Genomic DNA, 13,091 nt, shown 5'->3' on the forward strand with positions numbered 1-13,091 from the left:
ACGGCAGTAATGAATCAGGTTTTCCTAATGCCTTGTTTTACGTCCGATTAAAATTTTAAGTCTTATTATTCCCTACATAAAAGCGAATTAAAGCTGGAGTTTACCATGCACAAATTTACTAAAGCGCTGGCGGCGATTGGTTTCGCCGCAGTTATGTCACAATCAGCTATGGCTGAGACGCTTAAGCTTGGCTTTCTGGTGAAACAGCCAGAAGAACCGTGGTTTCAAACTGAGTGGAAATTTGCCGATAAGGCCGGTAAAGATTTAGGTTTTGATGTGATTAAAATTGCCGTACCTGACGGCGAGAAAACCCTGAATGCTATTGATAGCCTGGCGGCCAGCGGAGCTAAAGGTTTCGTTATCTGCACCCCGGACCCGAAACTAGGGGCTGCTATTGTCGCCAAAGCGCGCGGCTATGATATGAAAGTGATCACCGTCGACGACCAGCTCGTTAACGCCAAAGGCAAACCAATGGACAGCGTTCCGCTGGTGATGATGGCTGCCAGCGAAATCGGCGCCCGTCAGGGGCAGGAGCTGTACAAAGAGATGCAGAAACGCGGGTGGGACGTGAAAGATACCGCGGTCATGGCGATCACCTCTGATGAGCTGGACACTGCCCGTCGCCGCACCACCGGCTCGATGGATGCGCTGAAAGCCGCTGGCTTTCCGGAAAATCAGATCTATCGCGTGCCAACCAAATCTAACGATATCCCCGGCGCGTTCGATGCCGGTAACTCCATGCTGGTTCAACATCCGCAGGTTAAACATTGGTTAATTGTCGGCATGAACGACAACACCGTACTGGGTGGCGTGCGTGCGACCGAAGGCCAGAGTTTTAAAGCCACTGACGTCATCGGTATCGGCATTAACGGCGTGGATGCAGTCAATGAACTCTCCAAAGCGCAGGCCACCGGTTTCTATGGTTCTCTGCTGCCGAGCCCGGACATTCACGGTTATAAAACCAGCGAAATGCTCTACAACTGGGTAACGAAGGACGTCGAACCGCCGAAATTCACTGCGGTTACCGACGTGGTGCTGATTACCCGCGACAACTTTAAAGAAGAGCTGGCGAAAAAAGGGCTGTAAGGCCTGGTTGACCGGGCCTCTCGTATTAAGCGGGAGGCTCAGTCCAGAAAAGCGGAGTCGTTATGCAACAGTCTACCCCTTATCTCTCATTCCACGGCATCACCATGACTTTCCCGGGCGTTAAAGCGCTGTCCGATATTAGCTTTGACTGCTATGCCGGACAGGTTCACGCCCTGATGGGAGAAAACGGCGCCGGGAAATCTACGCTGCTGAAAGTGCTCAGCGGCAACTACATACCGACGGCCGGCAGCCTGCAAATCAGCGGCCAGCAGATGGCGTTTAACCACACCACCGAAGCCTTGAATGCCGGAGTGGCGATTATTTATCAGGAACTGCATCTGATCCCGGAAATGACCGTGGCGGAAAATATCTACCTCGGACAGCTTCCACACAAGGGCGGGATCGTTAACCGCTCGCTACTTAATTATGAAGCCCGCTTACAGCTTGAGCATCTGGGACTCGATATCGACCCGGAAACACCGCTCAAATATCTCTCTATCGGTCAGTGGCAAATGGTGGAGATTGCTAAAGCGCTGGCGCGTAACGCCAAAATCATCGCCTTTGATGAGCCAACCAGCTCCCTGTCTGCGCGGGAAATCGAAAACCTGTTCCGGGTTATTCGCGAACTGCGCGAGGAGGGGAGGGTCATTATTTATGTCTCTCACCGTATGGAAGAGATTTTTGCATTAAGTGATGCCATCACCGTGTTCAAAGATGGTCGCTACGTGCGCACATTTGACAATATGCAAGAGGTTAACCACGACGCCCTGGTGCAGGCGATGGTGGGCCGTGAACTGGGCGATATCTACGGCTGGCAACCGCGTGAATACGGCAACGAACGCTTGCGTCTGGAGCAGGTGAAGGCACCGGGCGTGCGTCAGCCGATCAGCCTGTCGGTGCGCAGCGGTGAAATCGTTGGCCTGTTCGGGCTGGTTGGGGCCGGGCGCAGCGAGCTGATGAAAGGCTTATTTGGCGGCAGCAGGATAACCAGTGGCCAGGTCTACATTGACGGCCAGGCTATCGACATCCGCAAACCCGCGCAGGCGATTCAGGCTGGAATGATGCTCTGTCCGGAAGACCGCAAAGCCGAAGGGATTATTCCGGTTCACTCGGTGCGCGACAACATCAATATCAGCGCACGTCGTAAGCATATTCTTGCAGGATGCGTGATTAACAACGCCTGGGAAGAGGAAAACGCTGACCAGCATATCAAATCGCTCAACATCAAAACGCCGGGCCCGGAGCAGCTGATTATGAATCTCTCTGGCGGCAATCAGCAGAAAGCTATTCTTGGCCGTTGGTTATCGGAAGAGATGAAAGTGATCCTGCTCGATGAGCCGACGCGCGGCATTGATGTCGGCGCTAAGCATGAAATTTACAACGTTATTTACGCATTAGCGGCATCAGGCGTCGCGGTGGTCTTTGCCTCCAGCGATTTACCCGAAGTTCTCGGCGTCGCTGACCGTATCGTGGTGATGCGCGAGGGCGAAATCGCCGGTGAATTGTTGCATGAACATGCGAATGAACAGCAGGCATTGAGCCTTGCGATGCCCAAAGTGAGCCAGGCGGTCGCCTGAGTAAGGAGTTTATGATGTCATCAGTTACCTCTTCAGGTACTTCCCGGTCGGCTTTCAGCTTCTCCCGCATCTGGGATCAGTTTGGCATGCTGGTTGTTTTCGCCGTGCTGTTTATCGGCTGCGTGATTTTTGTGCCCAATTTTGCCTCATTTATCAATATGAAAGGTCTGGGGCTGGCTATCTCGATGTCCGGGATGGTGGCCTGTGGGATGCTATTTTGCCTGGCATCCGGTGACTTTGACCTGTCGGTTGCTTCGGTTATCGCCTGTGCGGGGGTCACCACGGCGGTGGTGATTAACCTGACCGAAAGCATGTGGATTGGCATTACGGCTGGCCTGCTGCTAGGCGCACTGAGCGGTCTGGTGAACGGTTTTGTCATTGCCCGCTTAAAGATCAACGCCCTGATCACCACGCTTGCGACGATGCAGATCGTCCGTGGTCTGGCCTATATTATTTCTGACGGTAAAGCGGTCGGGATTGAGGATGAGCGTTTCTTTACCCTGGGCTATGCCAACTGGTTTGGTCTGCCTGCGCCAATCTGGCTGACGGTTGGCTGCCTGATTATCTTTGGCCTGCTGTTGAATAAAACCACCTTTGGCCGTAATACCCTGGCGATTGGCGGCAACGAAGAAGCCGCGCGTCTGGCAGGCGTCCCGGTGGTGCGGACCAAGATTATCATTTTTGTCCTCTCCGGCCTGGTTTCCGCAGCGGCAGGGATTATTCTGGCCTCGCGTATGACCAGCGGTCAGCCGATGACCTCGATTGGCTATGAGCTGATTGTGATTTCGGCCTGCGTGCTGGGCGGCGTGTCGTTAAAAGGCGGGATTGGTAAGATTTCCTACGTGGTTGCCGGGATCCTGATCCTCGGGACCGTGGAAAATGCCATGAACTTGCTGAACATCTCGCCGTTCTCGCAGTATGTGGTGCGCGGCGTGATTCTGCTGGCGGCGGTAATCTTTGACCGCTACAAACAAAAAGCGAAACGTACGGTTTGATTATCCCCAACCTTTCAGTTTAATCCTAAACCATTGCCAGCGCCCGCTGTGCTGGCAATGACTATCAAAAATGGCGAGGCTGGTCACACTGTCTATACTTACATGGCTAACATTTAGTTAACACCCAGCATTGTGCTGGCCATGATAAGGAGGAACCAGGGTGGCTGACCAGATTTCCGTACCGCCTGCGTTAACCGGAAACTACGCTTTTTTCTTTGACCTCGACGGCACGCTTGCCAGTATCAAACCCCATCCAGATCAGGTGGTTATTCCTGCTGATGTTCTACAAACGCTGCGCCAGCTTGTGCAGCAGCAAAATGGAGCGGTGGCATTGATTTCAGGGCGCTCAATGGCTGAGCTCGATGAGCTTACCCATCCTTTCCGACTGCCGCTTGCCGGCGTCCACGGGGCTGAGCGCCGTGACATCAATGGTGAAACACATATCGTCACTCTGCCTGACTCACTCCTCAAGACCCTTTCAACACAGCTGACAGCGGCGATGGGTGCACTACCGGGTTGCGAGCTGGAAAGTAAGGGGATGGCTTTCGCGTTGCACTATCGCCAGGCGCCGCAGCAGCAAAGCGCGGTGCTAGCGCTGGCACAAGAAATCGTGCAGCGCCATCCTATTTTGGCGCTGCAGCCAGGTAAATGCGTGGTGGAGATCAAACCGCGCGGAGTGAATAAGGGCGAGGCGATTGCCGCTTTTATGCAGGAAGCGCCATTCAAGGGACGTAAACCGGTATTCGTCGGTGATGACTTAACCGATGAAGCGGGTTTTGGCGTCGTCAATCAATTGGGTGGCGTATCGGTCAAAGTGGCGGGTGGCGAAACGCAGGCGCGCTGGCGCTTGCCGGACGTGGCCGCAGTACATCTTTGGATAAATAACATCGCGAATAATGGGCAACAACCAGACGCGCTAACCGACAGGAGAGATGGCTATGGGTCGCTTAGTCGTAGTATCTAATCGTATTGCCCCGCCGGATGATAAAAAGGCCAGCGCCGGTGGCCTGGCCGTGGGGATTATGGGGGCGTTAAAAGCAGCGGGAGGATTGTGGTTCGGCTGGAGTGGGGAAATTGGCGATGACCAGCAGCCGCTGAAAAAGGTGACTCAGGGGAATATTACCTGGGCCTCTTTCAACCTTAGCGAGCAGGACCACGACGAATATTACAATCGTTTTTCCAATGCCGTATTGTGGCCCGCGTTTCACTATCGCCTTGATTTAGTGAATTTTCAGCGCGAGGCCTGGGAAGGGTATCAGCGGGTGAATTCCACGCTGGCAGATAAGCTGCTGCCGCTAATTGAACCTGACGACACCGTCTGGATCCATGATTATCACTTACTGCCATTGGCCAGTGAACTGCGTCAGCGCGGGGTAAATAATCGCATTGGCTTCTTTTTGCATATCCCGTTTCCGACGCCAGAAATTTTTAATGCGTTGCCGCCGCATGCTGAACTGCTTGAGGGACTTTGCGATTACGACCTGCTGGGATTCCAGACCGAGAGTGACCGGCTGGCGTTTCTCGACAGCGTATCAATGCAGACCCGCGTGACGACACGCGGTGGGAAAAAGCATCTCGCGTGGGGCAAGCCTTTCCACACAGAAGTTTATCCGATAGGCATCGATCCCGATGAAATTGCGCGCAGCGCAAAAGGGCCGTTACCGCCAAAACTGGCGCAACTGAAAAGCGAACTTAAGGGCGTACAAAATATCTTTTCCGTTGAACGGCTGGACTATTCGAAAGGTTTACCTGAACGTTTTCTGGCCTATGAGGCGCTGCTGGAGAACTATCCGCAGCATCACGGCAAGATTCGCTATACCCAAATTGCGCCGACTTCGCGCGGTGATGTTCAGGCCTATCAGGATATTCGTCATCAGTTGGAAACCGCAGCCGGACGGATTAACGGTCAGTATGGTCAGTTGGGCTGGACGCCGCTCTATTACCTGAACCAGCATTTTGAACGCAAGCTGTTGATGAAAATCTTCCGCTATTCAGATGTTGGCCTGGTCACGCCGCTGCGCGATGGCATGAATCTGGTGGCGAAAGAGTATGTGGCCGCCCAGGATCCGCAAAACCCGGGCGTGCTGGTGTTGTCGCAGTTTGCCGGCGCGGCGAATGAACTGCCTACAGCGTTAATCGTCAATCCTTACGATCGTGATGAGGTCGCTGCCGCGCTGGACCGGGCATTAACCATGCCGCTGGCAGAACGCATCACGCGCCATTCGGCTATGTTAGCGGTGATTAAAGAGAACGATATTCACCACTGGCAGGCGCGGTTTATTGCCGATCTAAAGCAGATTGAGCCAAGGAGCGAGGAGAGCCACTTAGAACGCAAGGTGGCGACCTTCCCCAAACTCGCCTAGAGGCTGAACGGCTGGCGTCTCCCCGGCGCTAGCCCTTTTCAAGACAAACCAGCAGCACGTCAACGCCGCTGCTGCCGACGATATCCTTCGCTGAGCAGGTAGCGCGCGAAAACAGGCTTTGGTTGTGGTTACCGCAAATCACCAGGTCAACGCGATGCTGCTGGCAAAAATCCTTCACGTGATGACCTAACCCGCCGCTGGCGATAATCGTCTTCTCGATAGGGTAATCGGCGTGGTGAGCGAGTTCGGCCAGAAAACCGCGCGTCTCTTCCTGCATTATTTCCCGTAAGTTTTCCATCATCGGCGCTGCAAACTGGTTATACAGCTCCGGGTCCGTCGCCAGCGTGATCAGGCTAACTTTGGCTTTGACCGGACGGGCGATAGAAACGGCTTTTTGAATCAGCACCCGGCTTTCCGGGGTCGGCGCAACGGCGACTAACAGATGTGAGTAGGGCATCAAGCCTCCTTGAGATACGCAAAATAACCCTTTCTATTGTCTTTACTCCGATTCCTTAGCTTTCGCAAGGTTTATCAGCAGCGGAAAAAAAGAGCTATGTTTCATCTGAAAAAGAGCCATTTCTCATTAATGGTCCGATCTTTTGCATTAAAAGAAACGTTGTTTTATAAATAAGTGAAGCGTGTTCCTCTACTCTTTGTATTTTTGCCATCGAACGCTTTTGGCTGGCAAAAATGAAAAGGTAACGCCGTTTCCATGCTCTTACTGTAGTCCTATATCAACTCCATTTTTGGCTGAAGTCGCCAAAAGGATTGTCGGAGTTCTCTAAAAAAAGACACAGGATTTACGGCGATGAAAACACGTAAAATCGGTTTGGTTAACTACCTTGCCTACGGATCGGGCGATTTCCTCGGTGCGGGGACCACAGCACTGACTGCAGCATGGCTGCTCTACTTCTACACCACCTTTTGCGGTCTTTCCCCTATTGAGGCGACGCTTATCTTTGCCACTGCCAGGGTTCTGGATGCAGTGATCAGTCCGCTGATGGGCTTCCTGACGGATAACTTCGGTTCGACCTGGCTGGGTAAACGTTTTGGCAGACGTAAGTTCTTTATCCTGCTGGGTATCCCGCTCGTCTTTAGCTACTCCATTATGTGGGTAGGGGACATGGGCTTCTGGTACTACCTGCTGACTTATCTGCTGTTTGATATTGTCTACACCATGATTCTGGTGCCGTATGAAACGTTGGTGCCGGAAATGACCGATGACTTTAAACAGAAAACCAAATTCTCCGGCGCGCGTATTTCGATGGCGCAGATGTCGGCGATCCTGGCTTCCTTCCTGCCGGGCGTCCTGCTGACTATCTTCGGTAAGGATAATGCGGTCTCTTTCTTCTATGCGAGTCTGGTGTTCTCGGTACTGTGCGCAATGATGCTGACCTTTGTCTGGTTCTTTACCTGGGAGCGCCCGCGAGAAGGGTGGACGGAAGCGGCGCTACGGGCAGAAGAGGAGAAGCAAAACCTGACCCTGTCCCAGAGCCTTAACCGCCTGTTTATTGAGTTAAGCTCCACCTTGCGGATTAAGATTTTCCGCCAGCATCTGGGCATGTATCTGGGAGGCTATATCGCTCAGGACGTGTTCAACGCGGTCTTTACCTACTATGTGGTGTTTGTGTTGATGCAGGAAGCCTCCATGGCCTCTAACCTGCTCGGCACCATGGCTATCTTCCAGTTTATCGCGGTTATCGCCATGATCCCGCTGTGCATCCGCTTCGGACCAGCCCCATCCTACCGGATGGTGGTGGTGTTGTTTGGTCTGAGCTCGCTCTCCTACGCGGTGCTGTATTACGCCGGGCTCAGCGATGTTTACTCGCTGCTGCTGCTGATTTCCGCAGTTGCAGGCCTGGGACGCGGCGGTATCAACTATGTACCATGGAATACCTACACCTATATTGCTGACGTGGATGAAGTGATTACCGGACAGCGCCGTGAAGGGATCTTTGCCGGGATCATGACTCTAACCCGTAAAGCCTCCCAGGCGGGCGCGGTGATGCTGGTGGGGATCATTATGCAATTTTCCGGCTTTGTCTCCGGACAGAAAACCCAGCCTTATGAAGTCAGCCACACAATCCTGCTGATTCTCAGCGTGGGGACATTAGTGGTACTGGCCTGCGGTTTTCTTGTCTCTCTACGTTTTAAGCTCAACCTGCAAACCCACAGCGTCCTGCGTGCGGAAACGCTTAAAATGCGCGAGTCCGGTCGAGCGCAGCCGGAAACGGCGACCGCTCAGGATCGTGAAGTGGTGGAGATGCTGGCCGGGATGCCGTACGAATCCCTGTGGGGCAACAACAATATCGGCTACCTGAATCGCAATAAACCTGCCGCGCCGCCGTTGAAACAACGTTCAGAATTGAATTCGACATATAACAGAGGTTAAGGATATGAAGGTTTGGCCTGTCAAACATAGCCCATTACTGCGTCAGCCAGAGCGTTTTATCGCCCGTAATGAGCTGCAAGCGCTGATCCAGAAGGTAACGCACAACCTGGTCAATATTAAGGATGAAAGCGGGAAATTTTTACTGCGGCTGGACGATGGGCGCATCATTGACACCAAAGGCTGGAACGGCTGGGAGTGGACCCACGGGGTTGGCCTGTACGGCATCTATCAGTATTACCAGCAGACTGGTGATATCGCGATGCGCGAGATTATCGATAGCTGGTTCACTGATCGCTTTGCTGAAGGAGCAACCACCAAAAACGTCAACACGATGGCGCCGTTTCTGACCCTGGCTTACCGCTATGAAGAGACGGGCAATAGCGCATATCTGCCCTGGCTCGACAGCTGGGCAGAGTGGGCGATGCGCGATATGCCGCGTACCGAGTTTGGCGGCATGCAGCACATCACCCTGGCGGAAGAGAACCATCAGCAGATGTGGGACGACACGTTGATGATGACCGTCCTGCCGCTGGCCAAAATCGGCAAACTGCTCAACCGCCCGGAATATGTAGAGGAAGCGGTGTATCAGTTCCTGCTGCATGTACAGAATCTGATGGACCGGGAGACCGGACTGTGGTTCCACGGCTGGAGCTACCAGGGGCAGCATAATTTTGCCAGGGCTCGCTGGGCACGCGGCAATAGCTGGTTGACGATTGTGATCCCGGATTTCCTTGAGCTGGTGGATCTACCTGAAAGCAGCGCCGTTCGCCGTTATCTGGTGCAGGTGCTGAATGCGCAGATCGCGGCGCTGGCTCGCTGCCAGGACGACAGCGGCCTGTGGCATACGCTGCTTGATGACCCAAACTCCTATCTGGAAGCGTCGGCCACCGCCGGTTTTGCCTACGGGATCCTAAAAGCGGTACGCAAGCGCTATGTGAGCCAGGAATATGCAGAAGTGGCGGAGAAAGCGATTCGCGGTATCGTGCAGAATATCTCTCCTGAAGGGGAATTGCTGCAAACCTCATTCGGTACCGGAATGGGCTCGAATCTTGATTTTTATCGTGAAATTCCGCTCACGTCGATGCCGTATGGCCAGGCGATGGCAATTCTGTGCCTGACGGAATACTTACGGAAATATTTTTGAAAATTCGGGAGGAGGCGAGCTGTGAAAAGGATATTAGCATCTTAACCGGGTGGCGGCTAACGCCTTACGCCGGCCTACAAAACACGCAGTATCTGTAGGCCCGCGCAAGCGAAGCGCCGCCGGGCAATCTCTGTCATCGGTCTCAAACCCGGCGCTTGCCGGGTTTTTCCTGCAAATTACATACGCTCTACGGTCTCAATACCCAGCGTATCCAGACCCAGCTTCAGCGTTTTCGCGGTCAGCTGCGCCAGCTTCAGGCGGCTGTTGCGCGTTTCTTCGCTTTCGGCGCTCAGGATCGGGCAGTGCTCGTAGAAACCCGAGAACAGGCCCGCCAGATCGTAGAGGTAAGAGCACATCACATGCGGAGTGCCTTCGCGTGCGACAACGGTTAGCGTCTCTTCAAACTGCAGCAGGCGGGCAGCCAACTGGGTTTCACGGTCTTCGGTGATAATAACCGGAGCCGCCGCCAGCGCGCTTTCATCAATATCCGCTTTACGGAATACCGAGAGCACGCGGGTATAAGCATACTGCATGTAAGGCGCGGTGTTGCCCTCAAATGCCAGCATGTTGTCCCAGTCGAAGATATAGTCGGTGGTCCGGTTTTTCGACAGATCGGCGTATTTCACCGCGCCAATCCCGACGGCGTTCGCCAGTTTTTCCAGCTCTTCGGCAGGCATATCCGGGTTTTTCTCAGCCACCAGACGGCGGGCGCGTTCCAGCGCCTCGTCCAGAAGGTCGGCAAGCTTCACGGTGCCACCGGCACGGGTTTTAAACGGTTTGCCATCTTTGCCGAGCATCATGCCGAACATGTGGTGCTCCAGCGGCACAGAATCCGGCAGGTAACCTGCTTTACGCACGATGGTCCACGCCTGCATCAGGTGCTGGTGCTGGCGTGAATCGATGTAATACAGCACGCGATCGGCATGCAGATTCTCGTAACGGTATTTTGCGCAGGCGATATCGGTGGTGGTGTAGAGGTAGCCGCCATCCTTCTTCTGGATGATGACGCCCATCGGTTCGCCTTCCTTGTTTTTGTACTCATCAAGGAACACCACGGTTGCACCTTCGCTCTCCACAGCCAGACCTTTGGCTTTCAGGTCAGCAACGATACCCGGCAGCATCGGGTTATACAGGCTTTCACCCATCACGTCGTCACGGGTCAGCGTCACGTTCAGGCGGTTATAGGTTAGCTGGTTTTGCGACATAGTTATGTCAACGAGCTTGCGCCACATTTCGCGGAAATACTCATCGCCGCCCTGTAGCTTAACCACGTAACTACGTGCGCGTTCGGCGAAGGCTTCATCTTCGTCGTAGTGTTTTTTCGCTTCGCGATAGAAACCTTCGAGGTCCGCCAGCGCCATTTCACCGGCGTTTTCCTGCTGTTGTTTTTCCAGATAAGCGATCAGCATACCGAACTGGGTGCCCCAGTCGCCAACGTGGTTAGCGCGGATCACTTTATGGCCGAGGAACTCCAGGGTTCGCACTGCGGCATCGCCAATAATGGTCGAGCGCAGGTGACCCACGTGCATCTCTTTCGCCACGTTCGGTGCGGAGTAGTCTACGACCACAGTTTGCGCCTGCGGCTGAGCTACGCCCAGACGCTCTGATTTCAGCGCATTGCTGACGTTTTCCGCCAGGAATAGCGGATCGAGGAAAATATTGATAAAGCCCGGACCGGCGATTTCGACCTTGTTGGCAATGCCGTTCAGGTCAAGATGAGACAGTACCTGCTCTGCAAGTTGTCGCGGCGCCATGCCCAGTTTTTTAGCAACGGCCATCACGCCATTGGCCTGATAGTCACCGAACTGGACTTTTGCTGACTGGCGAACCTGAGGTTCGCAATCGGCGGGCGCACCTGCCGCGATCAGGGCGTGGCTGACTTTTTCTGAGAGAAGAGCCTGAATATTCACCGAAATACCTTACGTTTAACACACCGTGACCCTGACGGGGCGGCGCTGGAATGTGGACAAATAAGAGCGGGAGTATACTGCATTTGCGCCCATGAGTCAGCATCGCGCATAGGTTGCTAAGCCACGCGCTTAATGAATAACTTTTCACGGGTTATTACTGAATATTGCGGGTTGGTCAGGCTGGGGAAACGCGCTAGATTAGCTCTTTTTAGCGAGTACCGAGGCTTACAATGGCAAACTGGCAGCAAATTGATGAACTGGACGATATTTCCGCGGACCTGCCGCGTTTCACCGAGGCGCTAAATGCGCTTGCTAGCCGGCTTGGTCTCGATATTGCGCCGCATGATGCCGACCATATTTCCCTGCGCTGCCACCAGAATACGACGGCAGAGCGCTGGAGGCGCGGCTTTGAACAATGCGGTACGCTGCTGTCGGAGAATATCATCAACGGTCGCCCGATCTGTTTATTTAAACTGGATGAGCCGATTTGCATGGCGCACTGGCGTTTTAGCATCGTTGAACTGCCGTGGCCGGGCGAAAAACGCTATCCGCATGAGGGCTGGGAGCATGTCGAAATCGTTCTGCCAGGTGAGCCTGAATCGCTGAATTCCCGTGCGCTGGCGCTGCTTTCTGATGAAGGGCTCAGCCAGCCGGGGATTTTTGTGAAAACCAGCTCACCGAAAGGTGAACACGAGCGACTGCCGAACCCGACGCTGGCGGTGACGGATGGTAAGGTCACTATCAAATTCCATCCGTGGTCGATTGAGCAAATTGTCGCCAGCGAAAAATCTGAACGGTGACAGTGTGAAGTGACGCGGTGTCTGCAGCAAAAAATCGTGACATTCTGTCGTGCCTGCGATGTCAACGGAGAGAAGAATGACTTTACTGGAAGTGTGCTGTTACAGCATGGAGTGCGCGCAAGAAGCGCAGCGTAGCGGTGCCGATCGCATTGAGCTTTGCGCCGCGCCGCAGGAAGGCGGCCTGACGCCTTCGCTGGGCGTTCTTAAATCGGTTCGTGATACGGTGACGATCCCCGTTCATCCGATTATTCGTCCGCGCGGCGGTGACTTTTGCTACACCGCAGGCGAGTTTGCGGCGATGCTTGATGATGTCATCGCTGTACGAGAATTAGGGTTTCCCGGGCTGGTTGTCGGTATTCTGGATGCCGACGGCCAGATTGATACGACGCGAATGGAAAAAATTATGGTAGCAGCGGGAACGCTTGCAGTCACTTTTCACCGTGCCTTTGATATGTGCGCCGACCCGCGCCAGGCCTGCTCTGAGCTGTCAGATCTCGGCATTAAGCGTATCCTGACATCAGGCCAACAGGCGTCCGCCGAAAAAGGAATTTCATTAATCAGGGAACTTATTTCCCGAAGCGATACTCCAATCATTATGGCTGGTGCAGGAGTCCGCGCTGCCAACCTGTCGGTGTTTTTGCAGGCGGGGGTTAAAGAGGTACACAGCTCGGCAGGCCAGTGGTTACCGTCGCCGATGCGCTTTCGCAATCCCGGATTATCGATGTCTACGGATGCCGACGCTGATGAATACTTACGCTACGCCGTGAATGGCGAAGCGGTAGCGGAAATGAAGCGTATTGTTACCGCGCAGAGAGATTAAACCG

Annotated in this window: 11 protein-coding genes; 9 read left to right on the forward strand and 2 right to left on the reverse strand. The window is 54.0% G+C overall.

Translation table 11 applies throughout. The features are described 5' to 3' along the window. Positions 1 to 105 precede the first annotated feature (105 nt). The 5 genes from ACMYSL_RS11005 to otsA all read left to right on the forward strand — a co-directional run bounded on the left by ACMYSL_RS11005 (position 106) and on the right by otsA (position 6,021). Positions 106 to 1,086, forward strand: a complete 981-nt coding sequence (locus ACMYSL_RS11005) for an arabinose ABC transporter substrate-binding protein (RefSeq protein WP_434662805.1) — start codon at positions 106 to 108, stop codon at positions 1,084 to 1,086. Positions 1,087 to 1,148: 62 nt separating this feature from the next. After that, positions 1,149 to 2,663, forward strand: a complete 1,515-nt coding sequence (araG, locus tag ACMYSL_RS11010; protein WP_434662807.1) for an L-arabinose ABC transporter ATP-binding protein AraG — start codon at positions 1,149 to 1,151, stop codon at positions 2,661 to 2,663. Positions 2,664 to 2,677: 14 nt separating this feature from the next. After that, positions 2,678 to 3,658 (forward strand): L-arabinose ABC transporter permease AraH, encoded by a 981-nt coding sequence (gene araH, locus ACMYSL_RS11015; protein WP_110274331.1) that lies wholly within the window; start codon positions 2,678 to 2,680, stop codon positions 3,656 to 3,658. Positions 3,659 to 3,818: 160 nt separating this feature from the next. After that, positions 3,819 to 4,622: a trehalose-phosphatase gene (otsB, locus tag ACMYSL_RS11020; protein ID WP_434662810.1), complete on the forward strand. Its 804-nt coding sequence runs from the start codon at positions 3,819 to 3,821 to the stop codon at positions 4,620 to 4,622. Further along, positions 4,597 to 6,021 carry an alpha,alpha-trehalose-phosphate synthase gene (otsA, locus tag ACMYSL_RS11025; protein WP_434662812.1) on the forward strand — a complete coding sequence of 475 codons (1,425 nt, stop codon included), beginning with the start codon at positions 4,597 to 4,599 and terminating at the stop codon, positions 6,019 to 6,021. The genes otsB and otsA overlap by 26 nt, the downstream gene beginning before the upstream one ends. A gap of 28 nt (positions 6,022 to 6,049) precedes the next feature. Here the strand turns inward: otsA and uspC are convergent, their stop codons facing one another. Further along, positions 6,050 to 6,478: a universal stress protein UspC gene (uspC, locus tag ACMYSL_RS11030; protein WP_434662815.1), complete on the reverse strand. Its 429-nt coding sequence runs from the start codon at positions 6,476 to 6,478 to the stop codon at positions 6,050 to 6,052. Positions 6,479 to 6,829: 351 nt separating this feature from the next. Between uspC and ACMYSL_RS11035 the strand changes: the two genes are divergently transcribed. Together ACMYSL_RS11035 and ACMYSL_RS11040 are read left to right on the forward strand one after the other, a co-directional pair. Next, positions 6,830 to 8,413 carry an MFS transporter gene (locus tag ACMYSL_RS11035; RefSeq protein ID WP_434662817.1) on the forward strand — a complete coding sequence of 528 codons (1,584 nt, stop codon included), beginning with the start codon at positions 6,830 to 6,832 and terminating at the stop codon, positions 8,411 to 8,413. 4 nt (positions 8,414 to 8,417) lie between these two features. Next, entirely contained in the window at positions 8,418 to 9,557 is a 1,140-nt protein-coding gene (locus ACMYSL_RS11040) for a glycoside hydrolase family 88/105 protein (RefSeq protein ID WP_434662820.1), read from the forward strand. A gap of 176 nt (positions 9,558 to 9,733) precedes the next feature. Here the strand turns inward: ACMYSL_RS11040 and argS are convergent, their stop codons facing one another. Continuing rightward, positions 9,734 to 11,467 carry an arginine--tRNA ligase gene (argS, locus tag ACMYSL_RS11045; RefSeq protein WP_434662822.1) on the reverse strand — a complete coding sequence of 578 codons (1,734 nt, stop codon included), beginning with the start codon at positions 11,465 to 11,467 and terminating at the stop codon, positions 9,734 to 9,736. Positions 11,468 to 11,697: 230 nt separating this feature from the next. On the opposite strand from argS, the gene ACMYSL_RS11050 reads away from it, so the two are divergent. Both ACMYSL_RS11050 and cutC read left to right on the forward strand, forming a co-directional pair. Beyond that, positions 11,698 to 12,267, forward strand: coding sequence for a VOC family protein (locus ACMYSL_RS11050; RefSeq protein WP_434662825.1), 570 nt, complete (start codon positions 11,698 to 11,700; stop codon positions 12,265 to 12,267). A gap of 76 nt (positions 12,268 to 12,343) precedes the next feature. Further along, on the forward strand, positions 12,344 to 13,087 hold the full coding sequence (gene cutC, locus ACMYSL_RS11055; RefSeq protein WP_434662828.1) for a copper homeostasis protein CutC: 744 nt from the start codon (positions 12,344 to 12,346) through the stop codon (positions 13,085 to 13,087). Positions 13,088 to 13,091: the final 4 nt, after the last annotated feature.

Origin of the sequence: Klebsiella sp. MISC125 (assembly GCF_051131775.1) — a bacterium.
Lineage (GTDB): Bacteria > Pseudomonadota > Gammaproteobacteria > Enterobacterales > Enterobacteriaceae > Klebsiella.